General features: G+C 61.5%; 21 protein-coding genes and 1 riboswitch. Of the genes, 8 read left to right on the forward strand and 13 right to left on the reverse strand.

What is annotated here, in order from left to right:
• Window positions 1–4: 4 nt before the first annotated feature.
• From dhaM to AAIE04_RS05575, 5 genes are all read right to left on the reverse strand, one after another.
• Window positions 5–1435: a dihydroxyacetone kinase phosphoryl donor subunit DhaM gene (gene dhaM / locus AAIE04_RS05555; RefSeq protein WP_063918728.1), complete on the reverse strand. Its 1431-nt coding sequence runs from the start codon at window positions 1433–1435 to the stop codon at window positions 5–7.
• A gap of 11 nt (window positions 1436–1446) precedes the next feature.
• The gene (dhaL, locus tag AAIE04_RS05560) at window positions 1447–2079 is read right to left on the reverse strand and encodes a dihydroxyacetone kinase subunit DhaL (RefSeq protein ID WP_498576646.1); all 633 of its coding nucleotides are present in this window, start codon (window positions 2077–2079) and stop codon (window positions 1447–1449) included.
• Window positions 2080–2088: 9 nt separating this feature from the next.
• Window positions 2089–3159 carry a dihydroxyacetone kinase subunit DhaK gene (dhaK, locus tag AAIE04_RS05565; protein ID WP_309530661.1) on the reverse strand — a complete coding sequence of 357 codons (1071 nt, stop codon included), beginning with the start codon at window positions 3157–3159 and terminating at the stop codon, window positions 2089–2091.
• 51 nt (window positions 3160–3210) lie between these two features.
• Window positions 3211–4311 carry a glycerol dehydrogenase gene (locus AAIE04_RS05570; protein ID WP_498576647.1) on the reverse strand — a complete coding sequence of 367 codons (1101 nt, stop codon included), beginning with the start codon at window positions 4309–4311 and terminating at the stop codon, window positions 3211–3213.
• A gap of 153 nt (window positions 4312–4464) precedes the next feature.
• Entirely contained in the window at window positions 4465–4596 is a 132-nt protein-coding gene (locus AAIE04_RS05575; RefSeq protein WP_261799241.1) for a hypothetical protein, read from the reverse strand.
• Window positions 4597–4664: 68 nt separating this feature from the next.
• Between AAIE04_RS05575 and AAIE04_RS05580 the strand changes: the two genes are divergently transcribed.
• Both AAIE04_RS05580 and AAIE04_RS05585 read left to right on the forward strand, forming a co-directional pair.
• Window positions 4665–5333: a DUF1190 family protein gene (locus AAIE04_RS05580; protein WP_019453072.1), complete on the forward strand. Its 669-nt coding sequence runs from the start codon at window positions 4665–4667 to the stop codon at window positions 5331–5333.
• 3 nt (window positions 5334–5336) lie between these two features.
• Window positions 5337–6497: a glutathionylspermidine synthase family protein gene (locus tag AAIE04_RS05585; RefSeq protein WP_019453073.1), complete on the forward strand. Its 1161-nt coding sequence runs from the start codon at window positions 5337–5339 to the stop codon at window positions 6495–6497.
• 48 nt (window positions 6498–6545) lie between these two features.
• On the opposite strand, the gene ygiD is transcribed toward AAIE04_RS05585, so the two are convergent.
• On the reverse strand, window positions 6546–7328 hold the full coding sequence (gene ygiD / locus AAIE04_RS05590; protein WP_063918725.1) for a 4,5-DOPA-extradiol-dioxygenase: 783 nt from the start codon (window positions 7326–7328) through the stop codon (window positions 6546–6548).
• Between the two features lie 324 nt (window positions 7329–7652).
• On the opposite strand from ygiD, the gene AAIE04_RS05595 reads away from it, so the two are divergent.
• Window positions 7653–9185, forward strand: a complete 1533-nt coding sequence (locus AAIE04_RS05595) for an alkaline phosphatase family protein (RefSeq protein WP_498576648.1) — start codon at window positions 7653–7655, stop codon at window positions 9183–9185.
• A gap of 55 nt (window positions 9186–9240) precedes the next feature.
• On the opposite strand, the gene ribB is transcribed toward AAIE04_RS05595, so the two are convergent.
• Window positions 9241–9894, reverse strand: coding sequence for a 3,4-dihydroxy-2-butanone-4-phosphate synthase (gene ribB / locus AAIE04_RS05600; RefSeq protein ID WP_004937218.1), 654 nt, complete (start codon window positions 9892–9894; stop codon window positions 9241–9243).
• Window positions 9895–10003: 109 nt separating this feature from the next.
• Window positions 10004–10164: riboswitch (FMN riboswitch) on the reverse strand.
• Window positions 10165–10309: 145 nt separating this feature from the next.
• On the opposite strand from ribB, the gene ubiK reads away from it, so the two are divergent.
• Window positions 10310–10585 carry a ubiquinone biosynthesis accessory factor UbiK gene (gene ubiK / locus AAIE04_RS05605; protein WP_004937216.1) on the forward strand — a complete coding sequence of 92 codons (276 nt, stop codon included), beginning with the start codon at window positions 10310–10312 and terminating at the stop codon, window positions 10583–10585.
• 51 nt (window positions 10586–10636) lie between these two features.
• Here ubiK and hldE read toward each other — a convergent pair whose 3' ends face one another.
• From hldE to AAIE04_RS05620, 3 genes are all read right to left on the reverse strand, one after another.
• Entirely contained in the window at window positions 10637–12067 is a 1431-nt protein-coding gene (gene hldE / locus AAIE04_RS05610) for a bifunctional D-glycero-beta-D-manno-heptose-7-phosphate kinase/D-glycero-beta-D-manno-heptose 1-phosphate adenylyltransferase HldE (protein WP_019453075.1), read from the reverse strand.
• Between the two features lie 77 nt (window positions 12068–12144).
• On the reverse strand, window positions 12145–14982 hold the full coding sequence (gene glnE, locus AAIE04_RS05615; protein ID WP_498576649.1) for a bifunctional [glutamate--ammonia ligase]-adenylyl-L-tyrosine phosphorylase/[glutamate--ammonia-ligase] adenylyltransferase: 2838 nt from the start codon (window positions 14980–14982) through the stop codon (window positions 12145–12147).
• A gap of 45 nt (window positions 14983–15027) precedes the next feature.
• Window positions 15028–16335: a CYTH domain-containing protein gene (locus AAIE04_RS05620; protein ID WP_498576650.1), complete on the reverse strand. Its 1308-nt coding sequence runs from the start codon at window positions 16333–16335 to the stop codon at window positions 15028–15030.
• Window positions 16336–16613: 278 nt separating this feature from the next.
• On the opposite strand from AAIE04_RS05620, the gene AAIE04_RS05625 reads away from it, so the two are divergent.
• Both AAIE04_RS05625 and AAIE04_RS05630 read left to right on the forward strand, forming a co-directional pair.
• The gene (locus AAIE04_RS05625) at window positions 16614–17234 is read left to right on the forward strand and encodes a TIGR04211 family SH3 domain-containing protein (protein ID WP_019453078.1); all 621 of its coding nucleotides are present in this window, start codon (window positions 16614–16616) and stop codon (window positions 17232–17234) included.
• A gap of 122 nt (window positions 17235–17356) precedes the next feature.
• Entirely contained in the window at window positions 17357–18601 is a 1245-nt protein-coding gene (locus AAIE04_RS05630; RefSeq protein ID WP_498576651.1) for a multifunctional CCA addition/repair protein, read from the forward strand.
• Window positions 18602–18640: 39 nt separating this feature from the next.
• Here the strand turns inward: AAIE04_RS05630 and bacA are convergent, their stop codons facing one another.
• Window positions 18641–19465 (reverse strand): undecaprenyl-diphosphate phosphatase, encoded by an 825-nt coding sequence (bacA, locus tag AAIE04_RS05635; RefSeq protein ID WP_025160107.1) that lies wholly within the window; start codon window positions 19463–19465, stop codon window positions 18641–18643.
• Window positions 19466–19597: 132 nt separating this feature from the next.
• A complete protein-coding gene (gene folB / locus AAIE04_RS05640) occupies window positions 19598–19957 on the reverse strand; it encodes a bifunctional dihydroneopterin aldolase/7,8-dihydroneopterin epimerase (RefSeq protein WP_019453081.1) in 360 nt (119 codons plus the stop codon).
• 107 nt (window positions 19958–20064) lie between these two features.
• Here folB and plsY point away from each other — a divergent pair, with 107 nt between their 5' ends.
• Entirely contained in the window at window positions 20065–20703 is a 639-nt protein-coding gene (gene plsY, locus AAIE04_RS05645; RefSeq protein WP_025160108.1) for a glycerol-3-phosphate 1-O-acyltransferase PlsY, read from the forward strand.
• Between the two features lie 29 nt (window positions 20704–20732).
• Here the strand turns inward: plsY and tsaD are convergent, their stop codons facing one another.
• Window positions 20733–21746: a tRNA (adenosine(37)-N6)-threonylcarbamoyltransferase complex transferase subunit TsaD gene (gene tsaD, locus AAIE04_RS05650; protein ID WP_025160109.1), complete on the reverse strand. Its 1014-nt coding sequence runs from the start codon at window positions 21744–21746 to the stop codon at window positions 20733–20735.
• Between the two features lie 325 nt (window positions 21747–22071).
• Here tsaD and rpsU point away from each other — a divergent pair, with 325 nt between their 5' ends.
• The gene (gene rpsU, locus AAIE04_RS05655) at window positions 22072–22287 is read left to right on the forward strand and encodes a 30S ribosomal protein S21 (RefSeq protein WP_001144069.1); all 216 of its coding nucleotides are present in this window, start codon (window positions 22072–22074) and stop codon (window positions 22285–22287) included.
• Window positions 22288–22391 lie beyond the last annotated feature (104 nt).

Below are 22391 nucleotides of genomic sequence, written 5' to 3' on the forward strand. Positions count from 1 at the left end.
ACGCCTAGTGGCTGAGCTGCAACACCCCGCGCGCGGCGTCCAGCATCGCTTTCTGCCCGCTGCGGGTTTTGCTCAGGCAATCCTGCATGCCGACCACCATCGGAATGCCCATCGCCTTCGCCAAAATGGCGCTGTGCGACAGGGCATTGCCGCCGCTCAGGCAGATGCCGAGCACCAGCCGGCGGTCGAGCATCACCACCTCTGAGGGCATCAGCTCGTCCATCACCAGTATCGACGGTTCTGCCAGCGCGATGGCCGGCAGCGCCTGCCCCTCTAGATGGCACAGCGTGCGGCGCAGCATGTCGCGCACGTCCAGTTCGCGCGCCCGCATGTAGTCGTCATCCAGCTCGCGGTACTCTTCGGCGATCGCCTCCAGCACCTGTCGCCAGGCCTGCTCGGCGCTGCACAGCTGCTGCGCAATGCGGGTGTAAGCCGCCTGCTGCAGATCCGGGTCGTCCAGCAGCATGCTGTGAGCGCCGAAGATCGCCGCCTGCGGCTTGCCGATCAGCGTGCCGGTGCGCTCCGCCAGCCGGTTCAGATCGCTCAACGTTTGCTGCAGCGCCTCCCGCAGGCGTTGCTGTTCGCCCAACACCTCGTCCGCGCCAATCCGTCGATCGGCGGCTGGCGGCCAGAAACTGCGGGCCTGGAACACCGGCCCGCTGGTGACGCTTTCCGCCACCGGGATACCATGCAGCGAAGGCTGCTGCCGCTCGGAGACCGTCTCGCCGAAGTGTTGCTCCGCCAGCGCCTTGAACGCCGCCAGCGCTTCGTCCGCCTGCGCGCCGTCGGCGATCAGGCGAATGGTGTCGCCGTGACGCACCTGCAGCAGCGCCAGCTGATTGAGGCTGCGCGGATCGACGCACTGCCCCTGTTTTTCCAGCACCAGCTCGGCCTTGAACGGCGCCAGCGCCTCGACCAGCCGCGCCGCCGGGCGCGCGTGCAGCCCGTGCGGGTTCTGCACCGTCCAGGTTATGCTTTTGCCCTGCGCCAGCGGCAAAGCCGCGTTCTTCGCGGCCGGTGAGCCTTCGCCCAGCTGCGCCTGCTTGGCCTGCAGCGCGCCCTGCGCCTCCGCCACCACCTGCTCCAGCGAAGCGCCGGAGTTGGCGGCCACCACCGCCGCCAGCGTGCCTTCGACCAGCGGCGCGGCGCAAAGCCGCACCTTGGCGGCCAACTCCGGATCCAGCAGATCGAGCGCGGTTTCCGCACTGAGCAGCGCGCTGCCCAAATCCATCAGCACCAGAATGCCATCGCCGTCGGCGACCGATTCAATAGCCTCCATGACCTTGACCGCGTCGGTGCCGATCGGGTGCTCCTCGTCATCCACGCCCGCCGCCAGCGCCAGCTTGCAGCCGTCGCCACGCATCATCTGCCGCGCCAACTGCTCAACGCCGCGCGCCAGCAACGCGCTGTGCGAAACCACCACGATATTAATCATCTCGCCTCCTGCTAACTGCCGGCGACCTCGGCCAGCGTTTTCATCATCAGCATCACCGAAGTGGCGCCGGGATCCTGGTGGCCGATGCTGCGCTCGCCCAGGTAACTGGCCCGCCCCTTGCGCGCCTGCATGGTGATGGTGCTCTCCACCGCCCACTCGGCGCTGTCGGCGGCGCGCTGCAACGCCTCCGCCACGCTCAGGTTCTGCTGCGCGGACTGACCGAGGCTCGCCACCACCGGCCACCAAACGTCGCACATGGTCTTGTCGCCCGGCTCCGCTTTGCCGCGCATCACCACGCCTTCAACCCCTTCCTGCATCACCTGATGCAGCTCCGTCAGATCCAGGCTTTGCTTGGCGTTCGCCGCCTGCGCCGCGCGGATGAAGAAGGTGCCGAACAGCGGGCCGCTCGCACCGCCTACGCTCGACAGCAGCGTCATGCCGGTGTTTTTCAGGATAAAACCGATGTCTTTGTCCGCCACCGACGGCAGCTTTTCCACCACCTTATTGAAACCGCGGTTCATGTTCAGACCGTGGTCGGCATCGCCGATCTCGGTGTCCAGCTGGGTCAGAAAATCGCGCTCCCGGCTGAATACTTCGCCGCAACGCATCAGCCAATCGACGACCTGTTGTTTGGTCAACGCCATGATTCCTCCTCAGCAACCCCAACGCAGCGCAGGCGTTTTCACCGGCGCATCCCACAAGGACAACATCTCGTCGTCCACGTTCAACAGCGTGATGGACACGCCTTGCATATCCAGCGAGGTGCAGTAAGCGCCCACCAGGTTGCGTTCGATGATGATGCCCGCCTCGGCGCAACGTTCCGCCAACCGATGGTACACACCGTACAGTTCGGACAGCGGCGTGGCACCCAGGTTGTTGACCAACGCGATCACCCGATCGCCGCGCGTCAGCGGCTGCTTGGTCTGCATCTCGTCGCGCCACTCGCCCTGCTGACGATCCCAGACGCGGATCGTGCGCTGATAGTGACCGTGGTCGATCAGCGTATGGAACATGTCATCCACCGCCGCGTTGAGCGTGGTGAACGGGCGGCGCGCAATGCCCGGCTCGCCGTGAATGCCGACGCCGAACTCCATCTCGTTCTCCGCCAGGGTGAACGACGGCTTGCCGGCGGCGGGGACGGTACAGGCGCCCAGCGCAATGCCGATCGAATGCCCGTGGTTGTTGATGCGATGCCCCAGCGTCACCACGCTGTCCAGGTCGTCGCCGCGCGCCGCTGCGGCGCCCAACAGTTTCTCCATCAGCACGGTGTTGGCCACCCCGCGCCGCCCGGCGGTGAACAGGCTGTCTTTGACCGCCACGTCGTCATCCACCAGCACCGTCGCCACCGCGACGCCGCTGTCGTGCAGCAGCTCGGTGGCGGTTTCGAAGTTGAGCACGTCGCCGGTGTAGTTTTTGATCAGCAGCAATACGCCGGCGCCGCCGTCGATCGCCTGACCGCATTCGTACATTTTATCCGGCGTCGGCGAGGTGAAAATCTCGCCCGGACAGGCGCCGTCGAGCATCCCTTCACCGACGAAACCGCAGTGCATCGGCTCGTGGCCGCTGCCGCCGCCGGACAGGATCGCCACCTTACCCGCCACCGGCGCGTCGGCGCGGGTCACGAACACCGGATCCGCGTGCACCAGCAGCTCGGGATGGGCCTCCGCCAGCCCCTGCAACTGCTCTTCCAACACCGACTCGACCTGATTGATCAGTTTTTTCACGATGGTTTCCTCTGTAAGAACAGGGGCGCGGCGCACCGCGCCCCAAGGGTATCAATGACGCTGCAGCCAGGCGGCGCCCAGCCGATCCGCCGTCAGGATCGCCGCCTGCACGCTGGCGGGAGTGACCTCGAACGGCATGTTGTGAATGGTTTCGCCGGCGGCACAGCTGGCCTCGGCCACCGCCATCATCTTCGCCGTCGCATCGCCGGCGACGCCCATCTGCGCCAGCATGATCGGCAAGCCGATGCTGTGGCAAAACGCCAGCACGGTCTCAATCTGCACCATCGGACTGTTCTGCAGCACCAGCTGCGTCAGGGTGCCGAACGCCACTTTCTCGCCGTGATACAGGTGGTGGCACTCCTCCAGCACCGTAAAGCCGTTGTGAATGGCGTGCGCCGCCGCCAATCCGCTGCTCTCGAAGCCGATGCCGCTCAGGTAAGTATTGGCTTCGATGATGCGTTCCACCGCTTCCGTCACCACGCCGGCCTCGACCGCCATTTTGGCCTTCACCCCTTCGGCCAGCAGCGTGTCATAACACAGCCGCGCCAGGCTGAGCGCCGCCAGCGTCGATTTGCCGCCGGCCATGCTGGTAGCCTGCGCGTCGAAGCAGGCCTGCGCCTCGAAATAGGTGGAGAGCGCGTCGCCCATGCCCGCCACCAGCAGGCGCACCGGCGCTTTGGCGATGATGGCGCTGTCCATCACTACCATGTCCGGGTTGCGCGGGTAGATCAGGTATTCGGCGAATTCGCCCTGTTCGGTGTAGAGAACCGACAGCGCGCTGGTCGGCGCATCGGTGGAGGCGATGGTGGGGATGAGCACCACCGGCAGCAGTTGGTAGTGTGCGACGGCCTTGGCGGTGTCGAGCGTCTTGCCGCCGCCGACGCCAATCACGCCGCGGCAACCGTGGGCCTGCAGCTCGCGGCCGAGCCAGTCTATCTCTTTACGGCAGCACTCGCCGTTGAAGCGGGCCGCATGATGCTTCACGCCGTGCTGCTGCAGGCTGCCCATCAGGGTGTCGCCCGCCAGCTGCATCACGAAGTCGTCAGCGATCACGAAATAGTGATCGGCGAGGGATTTGGCGTATTCGCCGACGGCGGCCAACGCATTGGCGCCCTGAATGTATTTGCCTGGTGACTGGATGATTCTCAACATAACCGGATCCTTGTAGGGAATTGGCGATGGTAACGTTCAGATATCAGGTGATGACACGCCGACTTCACCGCCGGCTTGTTGTTGTGCTTCGACTATGAGCGCCTGCCGTCCACCTGGCGAGCCTCGCGATTTTTGTTCCATTATGGAACATCATCATAGCGCTAACGTTTCATGATGAAACGCCAACGCGCGTTTTTTCGCCGTGAAAGCGAACTGGCGCACACCCCAACGTATAACTGCGTAAAGAGTGGCTTCTGCGGGCGTTTCAGCTTTAATTTTGACCATGTTTCCCCTATCCTTAGCGCCACTACTGGGAAAGGGCGAAAACAGCCCGCATGATGGGATTGATAACGATGAAACGGACAAAAAACATCAACCAAGAGACGTTCCGCAAATCCTGGCGCAGCTACCGTGTCGCGCCCGTGGCCTTGGCGATCAGCGCCGTCTTTATGCTGGCCGGCTGCGAGAAGAGCGATGAAACGGTCTCCCTGTATCAGAATGCCGATGACTGTTCGCGCGCCAACCCTTCGATGAGCGAGCAGTGCACCACCGCCTACAACAACGCCCTGAAAGAAGCGGCGAAAACCGCGCCTAAATACGCGACCCGCGAAGACTGCGTCGCCGAATTCGGCGAAGCGCAGTGCACTCAGGCGCCGGCCCCGGCGCAGGCCGGCATGGCGGCGGAATCGCAAAGCAGCGGCAGCTTCTGGATGCCGCTGATGGCGGGCTACATGATGGGCCGCCTGATGGGCGGTTCCGGCTTCGCGCAGCAGCCGCTGTTCACCTCCAAGAACGCCGCCAGCCCGGCGAACGGCAAATTTGTCGACGCCAGCGGCAAGAGCTACGGCCCGGCCACCGCCGGCGGCCGCACCATGACGGTGCCGAAAACCGCGATGGCGCCAAAGCCTGCGGTCACCAACACCGTGACCCGCGGCGGCTTCGGCGAGACCGTGGCCAAACAGACCAGCATGCAGCGCAGCAGCGCTACCTCCAACTCCAGCTCTCGCAGCATGGGCGGTTGATGCATGAAACGTATTGCCATTACCGAGCGCCCGGACTGGCGCGAAAAAGCGACCGAGTTCGGTTTCCGTTTCCACACCATGTACGGCGAGCCGTACTGGTGTGAAGACGCCTATTACCAGTTCACGCTGGCGCAGATTGAAGAGATCGAAAGCGCCACCGCCGAGCTGCACCAGATGTGCCTGCAGGTGGTGGAGAAAGTGGTCGCCAGCGACGAGCTGATGGCCAAGTTCTGCATCCCGAAACACACCTGGGAGTTCGTGCGCAGCTCCTGGCGCACCAACCAGCCGTCGCTGTATTCGCGTCTCGATCTGGCCTACGACGGCGTCAACCCGCCGAAGCTGCTGGAGAACAACGCCGATACGCCGACCTCGCTCTATGAGGCGGCCTTCTTCCAGTGGCTGTGGCTGGAAGACCAGATCAACGCCGGCAAGCTGGATCCGCAATCGGATCAGTACAACAGCCTGCAGGAGAAGCTGATCGAGCGTTTCGCCGAGCTGAAAGCGCACCACGGCTTCGGCCTGCTGCACCTGGCGTGCTGCCAGGACAGCGAAGAAGATCGCGGCACGGTGCAATATCTGCAGGACTGCGCGCAGGAAGCCGGTCTGCCGACCGAATTCCTGTTCATGGAAGACATTGGCCTTGGCGAGAAAGGCCAGTTCACCGATCTGCAGGACCAGGTGATCGGCAACCTGTTCAAGCTCTACCCGTGGGAGTTCATGCTGCGCGAGATGTTCTCCACCAAGCTGGAAGACGCCGGCGTGCGTTGGCTGGAGCCGGCCTGGAAGAGCATCATCTCCAACAAGGCGCTGCTGCCGCTGCTGTGGGAAATGTTCCCGAACCACCCTAACCTGCTGCCGGCTTATTTCGCGCAAGACGATCATCCGCCGATGGATCATTACGTCACCAAGCCGCTGTTCTCACGCGAAGGCGCCAATATCCAGATCGTCGAAAACGGTCAGGAAGTGGCGCGCGTCGATGGGCCGTACGGCGAAGAAGGCATGATCGTGCAGCAGTTCCATCCGCTGCCGAAGTTCGAAGACAGCTACACGCTGATCGGCAGCTGGCTGGTGAACGATCAACCCTGCGGTATCGGCCTGCGCGAAGATCGCGAACTGATCACGCAGGATCTGTCGCGCTTCTATCCGCACACCATCCTCGGCTGATCGCACCGCTGAAGGCAAAAACGCCAGTCTCTGACTGGCGTTTTTTCTTTATCCCACCTGTACCGACAGCATGCTCAGCGCCCCCATTTCGATACCATCGATCGGCACGCTGATGGCCTCTTTTCCATCCCAACCGCCAAGCACATACAGCAACGGCAGATAGTGTTCCGGCGTCGGATTCGACAGCGCCGCCCCCTCATGGCGCATGAAATCCACCAGCGGATGGTTATCGCCCCGATAACGCAGGTTATCCCGGACAAAGTTATTGAATGATTCCGCCCACGGGTAGGCGCTGGTATCGCCCTGCCATTTCACCATGCGCAGGTTGTGCACCACGTTACCGCTGGCGACGATCATCACGCCCTCGTCCCGCAGCGCGGCGAGTTTGCGGCCCAGCTCATAGTGATAGGCCGCCGGCTGTGTGCCGTCGACGCTGAGCTGCACCACCGGAATATCAGCATCGGGATACATTTTGATCAATACGCCCCAGGTACCGTGATCCAATCCCCACTCGCCGAGATCCGCCGTTACCGGCACCGGCGCCAGGATTTGCTGCAGCTGCGCGGCCAGCGTGGGAGAGCCCGGCGCCGGATAGCGGGTATCAAACAGCGCCTGCGGGAACCCCCCGAAGTCGTGAATGGTTTTGGGTTTTTCCATCGCGGTGACCGCAGTGCCGCGGGTGTACCAATGCGCGGAAACCGCCACGATCGCCTTCGGGCGCGGCAATGACTCACCCAACGCACGCCATGCCCGGGTGTAGCGGTTGTCTTCCAGCACGTTCATCGGGCTACCATGGCCCAGGAACAGTGCCGGCATACGAGAGGTGTTCATAGGGGGATCCTTAGTTCAAATTGTGCTATGGCGTTACATTACGCGCTTTGCCGCAGCAACACAGCCGGATAACCGTGATGATGATCTTCAATAAATTTGAATTAAAAAGCGCAAAAATGCACCGACCAACAGAAAGTTAAAAAACACATACTTTTCAATTAATTAATAAATTCTGTGAATACCTGGCATTACTGCCACACAGATCTAATTTGTGAACAATTTATGTATTTTTTGTTAACGCAGTCGATACACTCCTCTTTCAGTCGACAGGGTGTTGGCAGCCCGTCGGCGCTACGGGAATCACGTCTCACCAAGGAGGAATTCATGTTCAGACCCACACTGGCAACCCGCCTGGCGCTTTCCATGACCTTGCTGGCCACCGCAACGGCAGCCGCCGGCGCGGCGGACAAAGCGCTGCTGACGCAGCGCGAAGACCCTTATTTCCTTCAGGCGCAAACTCAGCTGCAACAGCGGCTGAAGCAAACACCAAACACCAACCGCGCCAAAAACGTCATTCTGGTGGTCGGCGACGGCATGGGGTTTTCCACCGTGACCGCCGCTCGCATTTTTGAAGGGCAGCAGCGCGGCGTGGACGGCGAATCCAACGTGCTGGCCTGGGAAGCGTTCCCCTATCTGGCGGCGGCCAAAACCTATTCCGCCGACGCCCAAATCACCGACTCCGCGCCCAGCGCGGTGGCGATGACCACCGGTGTCAAAACCATCAACGATCTGATGGGCCTCAACCATACGGCCGCCCTCAACAATTGCGAAGACCAGCAAACCAAGGCCGTCACCACGCTGTGGGAGATGGCCGCAACGCTCGGCATGTCCACCGGCGCCGTGACGACCGCGACCATTACCCACGCCACGCCGGGCGCCACCTATGCCCATATCGCCAACCGCGACTGGGAATCCGACGCCAAAATGCCGGCGGATGCTCTGGCCGCAGGCTGCCGCGACATCGCACGCCAGCTGGTGGAAATGAAATACGGCAACGGCCTGAACGTGGCGATGGGCGGTGGGCGCGCCAACTTCCTGCCCGACGGCGTGAGCGATCCGGAATACCCCGACAAGAAAGGCGCCAGAAAGGATGGCCGCGACCTGACGCAGGCCTGGCTGCAACGCTACGGCGAGCGTGGGCAATACGTATGGAATCAAGCGCAGTTCGACAAAATCGATCCGGCCAAAGTCGACCACCTGCTGGCCCTGTTCGAACCGTCGCACATGAACTTCGAGCACGATCGGCGGCAAGACGCGGCGGGAGAGCCTTCGCTGGCGGAAATGACCGGCAAGGCCATCGATATTTTGGCCAGGAATCCCGAAGGCTACCTGCTGTTGGTGGAGGGCGGACGCATCGATCACGGCAGCCATAACGGTAACGCCTACCGCACGCTGAGCGACGCGGTCGCGCTGAACGAAGCGGTGAAAACCATCGTCGACAAGGTCAATCTGGACGAGACCCTGGTGATCGTAACCGGCGATCACAGCCACACGCTGACCATTGCCGGCTATGCCAAGCGAGGCAATCCCATCCTCGGCATTTCCGTCGGCGTCGACGGCAAACCGCGGCTGGGCAGCGACGGCAAGCCTTACACCACCGTCGGCTTCGCCAACGGCCCCGGCGGCACAATCCCATTGACCGAGCGCCCGGCATTGACCATGGAGCAGGCCACCGCGCCCGACTTTATTCAGCCAGCGCTGGTGCCGCTGAAAAGTGAGACGCACGGCGGGGAAGATCTCGGCATCTACGCCATCGGCCCCTGGGCGCATCTGTTCCAGGGTACGGTAGAGGAGAACTACACCTTCCACGTGATGAATTACGCCAGCCGCATCGGCGAACGCCTGTCAAAACAGTAGCCACAAAAAAAAGCCGCGTTGAGCGGCTTTTTTTATCGTTGAAAGCGGCCGGCTATCAGCTGGCTTTTTTCTCGTGCGCCTGGCGGTAGGCCACCAGATCTTCGATGGTCAGCACCACCATGTCGTGCTGTTTGGCGAAGGTGATCACTTCCGGCGCATGTGCCATGCTGCCATCGTCGTTGGTCAGTTCACACAGCACGCCGGCAGGTTTGAAGCCGGCCATGGAGACCAGATCGATGGTCGCTTCGGTGTGGCCGCGGCGGCTCAGCACGCCGCCCGGCTGCGCGCGCAGCGGGAATACGTGGCCCGGACGGTTCAGGTCGCTCGGCTTGGCGCTGTCTGCCACCGCCGCACGGATGGTGGTCAGGCGATCGGAAGCGGAAACCCCGGTAGTCACGCCCTGCGCCGCTTCGATGGTCACGGTGAAGGCGGTCTGGAACTGGCTGGAGTTGTTGGTCACCATCATCGGCAGCTCAAGCTGCTGACGGCGTTCTTCGGTGATGCACAGGCACACGATACCGCTGCCGTGGCGAATGGTCAGCGCCATCTGCTCAACGGTCATGGTTTCCGCGGCGAAGATCATATCACCTTCGTTTTCACGATTTTCATCATCGAGCACCATCACGCCGCGCCCGTTGCGCAGTGCGTCGATCGCGCGTTCAACGCGTTCTGTCGGCGTGCCGAAGTCTGAAAGTAGCGTCTGATTCATGGTAAAAAACCTCATTAAAAATTATGGATTACCAGAACCAGGGCGATCTTGAGGAGTAGCTAACAATAGCTAAAAAAATAACGCAAGCGGGCGCAAGCCCGGCAGATACCGTTACTCTCTCCCATCCGGACTATAACCGTCGGCCCCGGAATTACACCGGATCTGCTGACCTCTAACCGGCCTTTACAGGCTGGCTGAGCGCTCGCGGGCTTTCACCGTAGAAGGTGATTTACCGCCGGTGGGGACTTTCACCCCGCCCTGAGAATAAGCAGGATGACTATAACGCTAATGGGTAGGCAGGGCAATTGGCAAAAGCACAATTCGGCCACGCACGGCGAATGCGCTTAATGGTTTATCCGGCGGGCAACTCGCATTACACTAAGCGGCAGCTATTAAACTCTGAAAGGGATACGCCATGATTGACCCGAAAAAAATCGAACAAATCGCACGCCAGGTTCATGAGTCCATGCCTAAAGGCGTTCGTGAATTCGGGGAAGACGTTGAGAAAAAAATCCGTCAGGTACTGCAGTCGCAGCTTACCCGCCTGGATTTGGTTAACCGCGAAGAGTTCGACGTACAGACTCAGGTGCTGCTGCGCACCCGCGAGAAGCTGGCGCTGTTGGAACAGCGCATGGCCGAGCTGGAAAGTAAACTAAGCGCGGCGCCGGCGGCCAAACAGGAAGACGAGTAATTCCCGCCAAGGGCGCGCACCGCGCGCCCTTGTTCTTTACGTCGCCCAACGTTAGCCGCGCCCGTCTTTGATCGCTTTGATGATGTTGGTGGTCGACAGGCCGTCTTCAAAGTTCAGCACTTTGACATCGCCGCCGTTGGCCCACACTTCCGCACTGCCGGCAATCTCTTCCGGTTTGTAATCACCGCCTTTCACCAGCAAATCCGGCAAAATGTCGGCAATCAGACGCTGCGGCGTGTCTTCTTCGAACGGCACCACCCAATCCACCGCTTCCAGCGCGCCCAGCACGATCATGCGATTCTCCAGCGCGTTGACCGGGCGTGTTTCCCCTTTCAAACGCTTGGTCGACGCATCGCTGTTCACCGCCACGATCAGGCGATCGCCCAGTTTGCGAGCGTTGGCCAGATAGGAAACGTGGCCGGCATGCAGAATGTCGAAGATGCCGTTGGTCATCACGACTTTCTCGCCGCGCTGGCGCGCCTGCGCCACGGCGTGTTTCAACTGCGCTTCGGTCATCACGCCAAAACCGGTTTCGGCACGGCCGCGCACCGCGTTTTCCAGCTCGATAGGCGACACGGTGGACGTACCGAGTTTGCCCACCACTACGCCGGCGGCGGCGTTGGCCAGGAAACAGGACTCTTCCAGCGAGTTGCCGGCGGCCAGCGAGGCGGCCAGCACGCCGATCACGGTGTCGCCGGCGCCGGTCACATCGAACACTTCCTGCGCCTGGGTCGGCAAGTGCAGCGGCTCAACGCCAGGCTGCAGCAGCGTCATGCCGTGCTCGGAACGGGTGACCAGCAGCGCAGACAGCTCGAAATCCGCCACCAGCTTCATGCCGCGTTCCACCAGTTCCGCCTCATCCTTGCAATGGCCCACCACCGCTTCAAATTCGGACAGGTTCGGCGTCAGCAGCGTCGCGCCGCGATAGCGTTCAAAATCAGAACCTTTCGGATCGATCAGCACCGGCACTTTGGCGGCGCGCGCCAATTGGATCATGCCCTGCACCTGGCTGAGCGCGCCCTTGGCGTAATCGGACAGCACCAGCGCGCCGATCTGCGGCAGCGCCTGCTGAATGCGCTCCAGCATCGGCTGCGGATCGACGTTGGAGAAGCCTTCTTCGAAGTCGAGACGGATCAGCTGCTGGTTACGCGACAGCACGCGCAGCTTGGTGATGGTCGGATGGGTCGGCACCGAGACGAAGTCGCAGCGCACGTTGACTTCATTCAGCTTGGCGCTCAGCGCCCGCGCCGCATCGTCGATGCCTGTCAGGCCCACCAGGCGGGACGTTGCCCCCAGCGAAGCGATGTTCATCGCCACGTTAGCCGCGCCGCCGGGACGCTCTTCGATGGTATCGACCTTGACCACCGGCACCGGGGCTTCCGGTGAAATGCGGCTGGTCGGCCCATACCAATAGCGATCCAACATGACGTCACCGACCACCAGCACACCGGCGCGGCGAAAATCAGGCAGCGTAACTTTCATCCGATAACTCCAAAAAAGAACAAAATTTTAGTGGCGCAGATATTACCACAGACCGCCGGAATACCCGCAAAAAGGTATTAATCCAGCCATTTGGCCCAGCTGACGCGCACCTGCTCACGCTCGGCGGCGAACTGCTCGCTGCCGACCTTGCCGGAATGCTCCTGCAGCGCCAGATGGTGGATCTCGTCGCGCATGGTGACATAGGCCTGGGTCAGCGCGCGCGCCTCCTCTTCCGGCATGATGTCGTAATTGGCCATCAGCTCGAAGATGCGCACGTTGTCCGACCAACGCGTCAGGCGCGGTTCGCCCGGCGCATAGCGTAAGACCAGATATTGGGCGATAAATTCGATGTCGGTAATGCCGCCCTCATCGATTTTGATATCAAACAGATCGCGCTGTTTGTTGCCGAGATGGTTGCGCATCTTTTCGCGCATCTCGCGCACTTCACGCTTCAGCACCTCCGCATCGCGCGTTTTGCACAGGATCTCGCGCCGGATCGCGTCGAACTGCTGATGCAGCGCCGGATCGCCATGCACGATGCGCGCACGCACCAGGGCCTGATGCTCCCAGGTCCAGGCTTCGTTTTGCTGGTAGTCGGCGAACGCCTCGACGGTGCTGACCAGCATCCCCGCAGCACCGGAAGGCCGCAGGCGCGCGTCCACTTCATACAGAATGCCGGAGGAGGTGCGGGTGCTGAACAGATGCATCACACGCTGCGCCAACCGCAGATAGAACTGACGGCCGTCGATGCAGCGATCGCCGTCGGTCATCACCTCCGGCGGGCAATCCAACAGGAACACCAGATCGAGATCGGAACTGTAGCCCAGCTCCCAGCCGCCCAGCTTGCCGTAGCCGATCACCGCAAAGCCGCGCCCTTCGCGCTCCTGCAGATGGGTCGGTTGGCCGTAGCGCGCCACCATGTCGCTCCAGGCCTGTTGCACCACCGCGTCGATGATCGCCTCAGCCAGGTAAGTCAGGTGATCGCTCACTTTCATCACCGGCAGCGCCCCGGCGATATCCGCCGCGGCGATGCGCAGCTGCTGCGCCTGTTTGAATTGGCGCAGCGCCTCCAGCTTTTGCTCTTCGTCGTCTTCCGGCACCCGCAGCAGGTACTGACGCAGCTCGCTGCGATAGGCGTCCAGCGCCACCGGCTGATACAGCGTGGCCGGATCCAGCAGTTCGTCCAGCAACAGCGGGTAACGCGACAGTTGGTTGGCGACCATCGGCGACGCGGCGCACAGGCGGATCAGATGGCTGAGCGCCGCATGATACTCCACCAGCAGCTCGAGGTAGGTGGTGCGGGTGACGATGCTCAGCAGCAGCTGCGCCAGCCGCACCAGCGCGGTCGGCGCTTCCTGCCGCGGGCACACCTCCGCCAGCAGGCGCGGCATCAGCTGATCGAGCACGTCGCGGCCGCGCGGGCCGATGGTGCGCTTGTCGACGTCATGGCGGAAATCGGCGATGGTGCGCAGCATCTGTCGGCGCCCCTCTTCATCGAGGTGCGGCGTCAGCGGCGCCAGCTCGTTCTCCTCCAGCGCGTCCTGCCACAGGCTGTGGTAGTGCTGATAGTCGGGATCTTCGCCGACATCCGGACTATCGTCGCCGATCAGGTCGTCGAACACCGCACGCACCGCCTGCATATGTGCGTCCAACGCCGCCATCAGTGCCTCCCAATCCGCCAGCCCCATGCCGTAAGCCAGCCGAGCCTGATCGAGCGCATCCTGCGGCAACGTCTGGGTTTGCTGATCGCCGATCGCCTGCAACAGGTTCTCCAACCGCCGCAGGAACAGGTAAGCGGCGCTCAGCGCCCGCACCTGCTCGTTCTCCAGCAGCCCCAGTTCTCCCACCGCCTGCAGCGTCGGCAGCAGCGAACGCCCCTGCAGCGCCGGCTCGCGGCCGCCGCGGATCAGTTGAAACACCTGGGTGATAAACTCGATTTCGCGAATGCCGCCGGCGCCCAGCTTGATGTTATCCTTCAGGCCCCGCCGCCGCACTTCACGGGCGATCATGCCCTTCATGTTGCGCAATGATTGAATGACGCTGAAATCGATATAGCGACGGAACACGAACGGCCGCAGGGTTTTGCGCAGCTCCTGGCTGTAAGCGTCTTCCGCCCCGCCCATCAGGCGCGCCTTCACCATCGCATAACGTTCCCAGTCGCGCCCCTGCTCCTGGTAGTAATCCTCCAGCGCCGCAAAGCTCATCACCAGCGGGCCGCTGTCGCCGAACGGCCGCAGCCGCATATCCACGCGATAGACGAAGCCGTCGATGGTCTGCTGATCCAGCGCTTTGATCAGCCGCTGGCCGAGGCGGGTGAAGAACTGGGCATTGTCCAGCTCGCGCCGCCCGCCCTGGGTTTGGCCGTTTTCCGGGTAGGCGAAGATCAGATCGATATCCGACGAGAAGTTCAGCTCGCCGCCGCCCAGCTTGCCCATGCCGAGGATCAGCAGCGGCTGTGGTTCGCCGGCGGCGTTACACGGCGTGCCCCACTCGCGGCAACAGGTTTGGTACAGCCAGTCGCGCGCGCTGACGATCAGCGTTTCTGCCAATCCGCTCAGCTGCAGCAGCGTTTCTTCGGTCGAACACAGCCCCTGCGCCTGCGCCCAGGCGATGCGCACCAGCGTTTCGCGGCGAAACAGACGCAGCGTGCGCATCAGTTGCGCTTCATCGCGTACCTCTTCCAGTTCGTCCTGCAGCCAGGCGGCGTAGTGTTGCCACTCGCCGGGCGCCGGCGGCTGTTCGCGCAGCGTCGCCAACCAGACCGGCTGGGCGAGCAGCGCGTCGCTGACGAAATCGCTCGACGCCAGCACCCACTGCTCTTGCTCGCTAAAGGCGCAGTCTGCGCCGTGAACTTCCTGAAAACGCTGCACAACCTGCTGTGCCTGAGCCTGCAACGCGGCTGAAAGTGGCGACATAGTGTATGACCCGTTCTGCGGCCCACGGCTGGCGGGCCGGCTGGATTAACGAAGCGCGCCGTTTAACCAGAATGGCGCATGCGATAAGGCCTGTTTGCGGCTGGCTTCATACCAGCCCTGGCGGCGCTCGCTCAGCGCCGCCTGCAGCTCGCGCCAGGCGTCGATATAAGGCCCGGTCTGCTCGTCGGGGTAGGCGCCCGACAACAGGATCAGCGCCGCAATCTGACGCGTCAGGCGCGGCAATTGTTCCTGATATTCATCTTCGTTCAGCGTACGGCTGAAGGCTTCTTTCAGCTCGGCGCCGCTGCGCCCCAGCATGATATCGCTGAAGCGTTTGAAAGAACCGTCCAGCTTGGCCTGCGCTTTGGCGTCGATAAACGGCCGCCAGGCGCCGCTCACCAGCCATGATGTGAGTGCCAACTTACATTGTAGATAAGCGGCGCTGTAGCACAGGCTCTCGGGTTGCGCGGCTTTGTCCGCCAACAGCGGTTCGAGCTCGGTCAGGCGGGCGCGCAGATCGGCGCTGGCCTTGCGCGGCACCAGGCCGCCGAAGATCACCAACGCCTGGCGGATCGTGCCGACCGCCTCGATGACCGCAGCGCGCGCCTGCGCATCGCCGCGCAGCCACAGCTCTTCATGATACTGCCAGTGGCTGAGCGCCAGCTCGAAGGCGGCGATCATTCCCTGCTCCACGGTCGCCTTCGCCGCCGGCTTCAGCACCCGCAGCGGGCGCACCTCTCGCGGTGGATTACCCTGCGCCAGATGGTAGCCGCGCGCCGCCTTGCTCAGGCTGCCCTGCCGCAGCCCGCCATGCGCCGCCAGCTCGCCGGCCAACGCCAGCAGATCGGCGGTGTTGCCGTTCAGCAGCTCCAGTTCGATCTCGCTCAGGGCTTCGCTGAGATCGCCGGCGCGCACCTCACCCTGATCCAGGCCAATCTCGATCTCGCTTTGGCCGTAAGTAACCACCCAATTTTCACGCGCGAAGTCGGTACGGAACAGCGGCTGCAACGCCTGTTGCAGCGCCGTGATATCGCAATCCTGCGGCCAGATGTCGGCAGGGAACTGCGCCAACGCCAGCTGCGGCTCGGCGATAGCGACGTTGTATTCCGGGCGCTGATGCAGGCCGGCCACCACTTTACCGGCGGTTTTGATGGTCATTTCATAGCGATCGTCAAAACCGCGAATGCGCAGCCCCATATCGTGACTGCGCAAGAAGTTGTCGGCCGTTTCGAAGTAAATGTTGGTCAGCTTTTGCGGCGCGGAATGCTGATGCGGCCAGGCGGCGAGCCATTGCGGCAACGCGGCCACCGCTTCTGGCGCGGCGATGAATTTCAGTTCAATTTCAACGGTCATAATTCTTTAACACCAATAAGTTACGCATTCACGTCTGTTTCAGCGCGGCGCGCTCGGTCCGCCGCATGCTGCCCAATGACGCACAGTTGCCATTATCTTACCGCGATTTCCGGCGCCTTAACCCTGCTGACTGTAGAAAAAACCTGTTACGTTATAAAACGCTGCGCAACTCACAGAATCAGCCACAGTAAGATAGTTCTCATTCCGGTTTTGGCGTTGCGTCGTCAGACTGAACGCTCTACTATCGTTCCATAAATTCACCCAGAAACGATGAACTAATGCAGAAATTACGCCTGATTTGCCTTGCCGCGCTGAGCTTCAGCATCACTTGGGCCGCACATGCCGAAGATAAACGCTATATCTCCGATGAGTTAAGCACTTACGTCCATAGCGGCCCAGGTAATCAGTACCGTATTGTCGGCACTCTGAACGCCGGTGAAGAAGTCACCCTGCTGAGCGTCAACGACAGCACCAACTACGGCCAAATCCGCGATCCGAAAGGCCGCACCACCTGGATCCCGCTCGATCAGCTCAGCCAGACGCCAAGCCTGCGCACCCGCGTGCCGGAGCTGGAACAACAGGTGAAAACCCTGACCGACAAGCTGGCCAACATCGATAACACCTGGAACCAGCGCACCTCGGAAATGCAGGAAAAAGTCGCGGGCAGCGACAGCACCATCAGCAGCCTGCAGAAGGAAAACCAGGATCTGAAAAACCAGCTGGTGGTCGCGCAGAAGAAGGTGAACGCCGTTAACCTGCAGCTCGACGACAAACAGCGCACCATTATCCTGCAGTGGTTCATGTACGGCGGCGGCGTCGCCGGCGTCGGTTTGCTGCTGGGCCTACTGTTGCCGCACCTGATCCCTCGCCGCAAAAACAACAATCGCTGGATGAACTGATCTCAGTATCGTTCAGTTTGAGTATGGGCGCCTGCGGGCGCCCTTTTCATTGGTGCCGACATCCCACGGCCAATTCATGTAATCTGATAGACAGAGCCTTACACGATATTCAGGAGTCAACAGTGCAGATTTATCTGGTCGGCGGCGCCGTTCGCGACAGCCTGCTCAACATTCCGGTGGTCGATCATGATTGGGTGGTGGTGGGCGCCACGCCGGCAGAGCTGCTGGCGTTGGGTTACCAGCAGGTCGGCAAAGATTTTCCGGTGTTCCTCAATCCCGATACTCACGAGGAGTATGCGCTGGCGCGCACCGAGCGCAAATCCGGCCAGGGATACACCGGCTTTACCTGCTATGCCGCGCCGGACGTGACGCTGGAAGAAGATCTGCTGCGGCGCGATCTGACCCTCAACGCCATCGCCCGTTCCGCCGAGGGGGAGCTGATTGACCCTTATGGCGGCGTGGCCGATCTGCAGGCGCGCGTGCTGCGCCACGTTTCCGACGCTTTCGGCGAGGATCCGCTGCGCGTACTGCGCGTGGCGCGCTTCAATGCCCGCTTCGCCCATCTGGGTTTTCGCATCGCCGACGAAACGCTGGCTTTGATGCGCCAGATGGCGCACAGCGGTGAACTGGCCGCGCTGACCGCCGAACGCGTCTGGAAGGAAACCGAAAAGGCGCTGCAGAGCCAGAGCCCGCAGGTCTATTTTCAGGTCCTGCGCGACTGCGGGGCGCTGGTGGTGCTGTTCCCGGAAATCGACGCGCTGTTCGGCGTGCCGGCCCCCGCCAAGTGGCACCCGGAGATCGATACCGGCGTACATACGCTGATGGCGCTGGCGATCGCCGCCCGCCTCACGCCCGAGGTGGACGTACGCTTCGCCACCCTGTGTCATGACCTCGGCAAGGGCTTGACGCCAAAAGAGTTTTGGCCGCATCACCACGGCCACGGCCCGGCGGGCGTGCGGCTGGTCGAAGCGCTGTGCCAACGGCTGCGGGTGCCCAACCCGGTGCGCGATCTGAGCAAGCTGGTGGCGGAGTACCATGATTTGATCCACACCGTGAACAAGCTGCGGCCGGAGACCCTGTTGAAGTTGTTCGACGCCATCGACGTCTGGCGCAAGCCGCAGCGGCTGGAGCAGATGATCCTGACCAGCGAAGCGGACGCGCGCGGCCGCACCGGCTTTGAGGAGAACCCTTATCCGCAGGGCGACTATCTGCGCCAGGCGTATCAGGTAGCGAACGCGGTATCGATCAAAGAGGTGGTGGCCAGCGGGCTGCAGGGTACCGCGATCCGCGACGAGCTCAAACGCCGCCGCCAACAGGCGCTGGCCGAGTGGAAGCGCAGCCAAACCATCATCAACGATCAGGCATAAAAAAACCCCGCTGAGCGGGGTTTTTCCTGGCATAGAGGCTTACAGGAACACCATGTAAACCACGGCCGCCACGATAAAACGGTAGATGGCGAACGGCACAAACGAGATGCGTTTGATCAGCGACAGGAAGGTCTTGATCGCAATCAGCGCCACCACGAAGGCGGTGATGAAACCGACGGCGAACATCGGCAGATCGCCCCAGGTCAGGAAGTGCAGGCTCTTGTACAGATCCAGGCCGCTGGCGCCGATCATCATCGGCACCGCCAGGATGAAGGAGAACTCGGAGGCCGCATAGCGGTTCACACCCACCAGCATGCCGCCGGCGATGGTGGAACCCGAACGGGAGAAGCCCGGCCACAGCGCCAGACACTGGAAGCAGCCGATCATGAACGCCTGGCGGTAGGTGATGTCATCCAGCCCTTCCGCGCTCGGTTTCTTCGGCTTCAACCATTCCGCCGCCAGCAGCAGCAGGCCGCCGACCACCAACGCGTACATCACGTTTTTCGGCGCAAACAGCGACTTGATGAAATCATGGAAGGCCAGGCCCAGCACCACCGCCGGGATCATCGCCAGCAGGATGTGCCCCAGCTTCAACTGACCGCTGGTTTTGCCTTCATGCTCCACCGGCTTGCCGCCGAAATGAATGCCGATCAAGCCGAACAACCGGCGCCAGAACATCACCACCACGGCCAGGATTGACCCCAGCTGGATAATGACTTCAAAGGTTTTGGCTTTGTCGCCGGTAAAGCCCAGCCACTCGCCGACGATGATCATATGCCCGGTGGAAGACACCGGCAGAAACTCGGTTAACCCCTCGACGACCCCAAGAACAAACGCAATAAACAATGAATGCATGTCTGCCATGTGCTTCGCTCACCCCATAAAATAACGGCTATCACATAAAAAAGCGGCAATGTTTAAAGACAATGCCGCTAAAACAATTCTCAGGATTAAGACCAGGTTAACGGCCTTTCGTTGCAAGCAAATGACATAAAATCATGCGGGACGAGTGCCGCGCTCAATGATCACGCCGACCCGGCTGGCATGTGCTACAGCGCCCGGTTTGCTGACCTTAATACGGACCCAGGGGGAATTGAAGCGCTGAAGCAAAATTTCAGATATTTCCTCCGCCACTCGTTCCACCAGCGCAAAACGGTTCGACTCCACGTGCTGGATCACGGCGTCGCTGACGTCGGCATAGCTCAGACAGTCAGTTACGTCGTCGCTGGCGGCGGCCGGTCGGTTATCCCAGCCCATTTCGATATCGAACACCAGCTTCTGACGAATGCCCTGTTCCCACTCATAAACGCCAATGGTGGTAATTACGGTAAGCTCTTCAATAAATACGATATCCATCACGTCATTCTCTGTTTTTGGCCTTGCCGGATACCACTTCCAGCGGAATGTGCGTATTATCCATAGATGTTGCGAGTAAAACGACCATTATTAAACGGAACCGCGTTATGAGTGCTACCGCGCTTGGCATGATTATCTTCGCGTATCTGTGCGGCTCGATTTCCAGTGCGATCCTGGTTTGCCGGATCGCCAGGCTGCCGGATCCGCGTGAGCATGGCTCAGGAAATCCCGGGGCGACCAACGTCCTGCGCATCGGCGGCCGGCTGGCGGCGGCGGCGGTGCTGGTGTTCGATATTCTGAAAGGGATGTTGCCGGTCTGGCTGGCCTACAAACTCGATGTGCCGCCGCTGTACCTCGGCCTGACGGCGATCGCCGCCTGTCTGGGGCACATCTATCCGGTGTTCTTCCACTTCCGCGGCGGCAAAGGCGTGGCGACGGCGTTTGGCGCCATCGCGCCTATCGGCTGGGATCTGACCGGCCTGATGACCGGCACCTGGCTGCTGACGGTGCTGCTCAGCGGCTACTCTTCGCTCGGCGCCATCGTCAGCGCGCTGATCGCCCCGTTCTACGTCTGGTGGTTCAAACCGCAGTTCACCTTCCCGGTGGCGATGCTCTCCTGTCTGATCCTGATGCGGCATCACGACAATATTCAGCGCCTGTGGCGCGGGCAGGAAGGCAAGATTTGGGGCAAGTTCCGCAAGAAGAAAAACGCGGCGGATAACGGCGACCAGCCGAAAGACGAATAGCAGAAGGGCCGGATGATCCGGCCCTTTTTTTATACCGCAGGCAGTTCCGCCAGCGGCCAGCGCGGTCGCACCGAAACGCTCAGCTCCGGGTTGGCGCCGCTCTTCAGGCGCACCATGCCGGCATAGGCGATCATCGCGCCGTTGTCGGTGCAAAATTCCGGACGGGCATAGAACACTTCCCCGCCGCGCTTGTGCATCATCTCCGCCAGTTTGGCGCGCAGCGTGCGGTTTGCGCTCACGCCGCCGGCCATCACCAGCCGTTTGAAACCGGTCTGCTCCAGCGCGCGTTTGCATTTGATCGCCAACGTATCCACCACCGCATCCTCGAAGGCGCGGGCGATGTCGGCGCGCGTCTGATCGTCGTCGCCGTTGGAGCGAATGGTGTTGGCGGCGAAGGTTTTCAGGCCGGAGAAGCTGAAGTCCAGCCCAGGGCGATCGGTCATCGGCCGCGGGAATGTGAAACGCCCCGCCGTGCCCTGCTGCGCCATCTTCGACAGCATCGGCCCGCCGGGGTAATCCAGGCCGAGCAGCTTGGCGGTTTTGTCGAACGCTTCGCCGGCGGCGTCATCGATCGATTCGCCCAGCAGTTCATACTCACCGATGCCGGTGACGCTGATCAGCTGAGTGTGGCCGCCGGAGACCAGCAGCGCGACGAACGGAAACGCCGGCGGGTTATCTTCCAGCATCGGCGCCAGCAGGTGGCCTTCCATATGGTGCACCGGCACCGCCGGCACGTTCCAGGCGAACGCCAGCGCGCGCCCGACGGTAGCGCCGACCAGCAGCGCCCCCACCAGGCCCGGCCCGGCGGTATAAGCCACGCCGTCGATGTCGGCCGGGGTCAGGTTGGCCTCTTTCAGCGCCGCCTGAATCAGCGGCACGGTTTTGCGCACGTGATCGCGGGAAGCCAGTTCCGGCACCACGCCGCCGTAGTCGGCGTGCAGCTTCACCTGGCTGTATAATTGGTTGGCCAACAAACCGGTTTGATCGTCATACACTGCAATTCCGGTTTCATCGCAGGACGTTTCTATACCCAGTACTCGCATTACATTTCCCATCATTCACGTGCGGCCGCCAGTCTACCACATTCCGCCGCATTTACCGCCGGCGCAGCGCATCTTGTCACCGGCTCGCGCCTATGTCGATGATTCATCCAGAAAATGCCCGCGCGATTAAACACGAGCATTTTTTTCTGATTAGTCTATAATCAGCGCCCGGTGCAAAATTGCGCACGTTGCGGCAGAGCGACGCGGGTTTCAATTTGCTGTGATGCTTTACAAAGCAGCATCCATTGGAGTAAAATTCCGCACCATTTTGAAAAGGCTGGCGCTTGGCCAGCAGCAAACCGAATTTTATTGAGGTGAGAGGCACATGCCGGTAATTAAAGTACGTGAAAACGAGCCATTTGACGTTGCTCTGCGTCGTTTCAAACGCTCTTGCGAAAAAGCGGGTGTTTTAGCTGAAGTTCGTCGTCGTGAGTTTTATGAAAAACCAACTACCGAACGTAAACGCGCTAAAGCTTCTGCTGTGAAACGTCACGCGAAGAAACTGGCTCGCGAAAACGCACGCCGCACTCGTCTGTATTAATTCTTCGGGGGCAACCCCACCGCGTGAATTTCTGATTTTCAAAATCGCGCAGACCGAGTAGTTGCATACGAAGGCCGTGCTTTCCGAAAGGAATGCGCGGCTTG

It is taken from the genome of Serratia sp. Ae19-1, from assembly GCF_059801225.1.

Bases quoted from the DNA above. Each gene is read 5' to 3' on its own strand.
- AAIE04_RS05580 (WP_019453072.1), top strand. From the start codon at position 4,665: ATGAAACGGACAAAAAACATCAACCAAGAGACGTTCCGCAAATCCTGG.
- hldE (WP_019453075.1), bottom strand. From the start codon at position 12,067: ATGAAAGTTACGCTGCCTGATTTTCGCCGCGCCGGTGTGCTGGTGGTC.
- AAIE04_RS05625 (WP_019453078.1), top strand. From the start codon at position 16,614: ATGCAGAAATTACGCCTGATTTGCCTTGCCGCGCTGAGCTTCAGCATC.
- AAIE04_RS05570 (WP_498576647.1), bottom strand. From the start codon at position 4,311: ATGTTGAGAATCATCCAGTCACCAGGCAAATACATTCAGGGCGCCAAT.
- tsaD (WP_025160109.1), bottom strand. From the start codon at position 21,746: ATGCGAGTACTGGGTATAGAAACGTCCTGCGATGAAACCGGAATTGCA.
- ribB (WP_004937218.1), bottom strand. From the start codon at position 9,894: ATGAATCAGACGCTACTTTCAGACTTCGGCACGCCGACAGAACGCGTT.
- dhaM (WP_063918728.1), bottom strand. From the start codon at position 1,435: ATGATTAATATCGTGGTGGTTTCGCACAGCGCGTTGCTGGCGCGCGGC.
- dhaL (WP_498576646.1), bottom strand. From the start codon at position 2,079: ATGGCGTTGACCAAACAACAGGTCGTCGATTGGCTGATGCGTTGCGGC.
- ubiK (WP_004937216.1), top strand. From the start codon at position 10,310: ATGATTGACCCGAAAAAAATCGAACAAATCGCACGCCAGGTTCATGAG.
- bacA (WP_025160107.1), bottom strand. From the start codon at position 19,465: ATGGCAGACATGCATTCATTGTTTATTGCGTTTGTTCTTGGGGTCGTC.
- plsY (WP_025160108.1), top strand. From the start codon at position 20,065: ATGAGTGCTACCGCGCTTGGCATGATTATCTTCGCGTATCTGTGCGGC.
- ygiD (WP_063918725.1), bottom strand. From the start codon at position 7,328: ATGAACACCTCTCGTATGCCGGCACTGTTCCTGGGCCATGGTAGCCCG.
- AAIE04_RS05595 (WP_498576648.1), top strand. From the start codon at position 7,653: ATGTTCAGACCCACACTGGCAACCCGCCTGGCGCTTTCCATGACCTTG.
- folB (WP_019453081.1), bottom strand. From the start codon at position 19,957: ATGGATATCGTATTTATTGAAGAGCTTACCGTAATTACCACCATTGGC.
- glnE (WP_498576649.1), bottom strand. From the start codon at position 14,982: ATGTCGCCACTTTCAGCCGCGTTGCAGGCTCAGGCACAGCAGGTTGTG.
- AAIE04_RS05585 (WP_019453073.1), top strand. From the start codon at position 5,337: ATGAAACGTATTGCCATTACCGAGCGCCCGGACTGGCGCGAAAAAGCG.
- AAIE04_RS05575 (WP_261799241.1), bottom strand. From the start codon at position 4,596: ATGGTCAAAATTAAAGCTGAAACGCCCGCAGAAGCCACTCTTTACGCA.
- AAIE04_RS05620 (WP_498576650.1), bottom strand. From the start codon at position 16,335: ATGACCGTTGAAATTGAACTGAAATTCATCGCCGCGCCAGAAGCGGTG.
- rpsU (WP_001144069.1), top strand. From the start codon at position 22,072: ATGCCGGTAATTAAAGTACGTGAAAACGAGCCATTTGACGTTGCTCTG.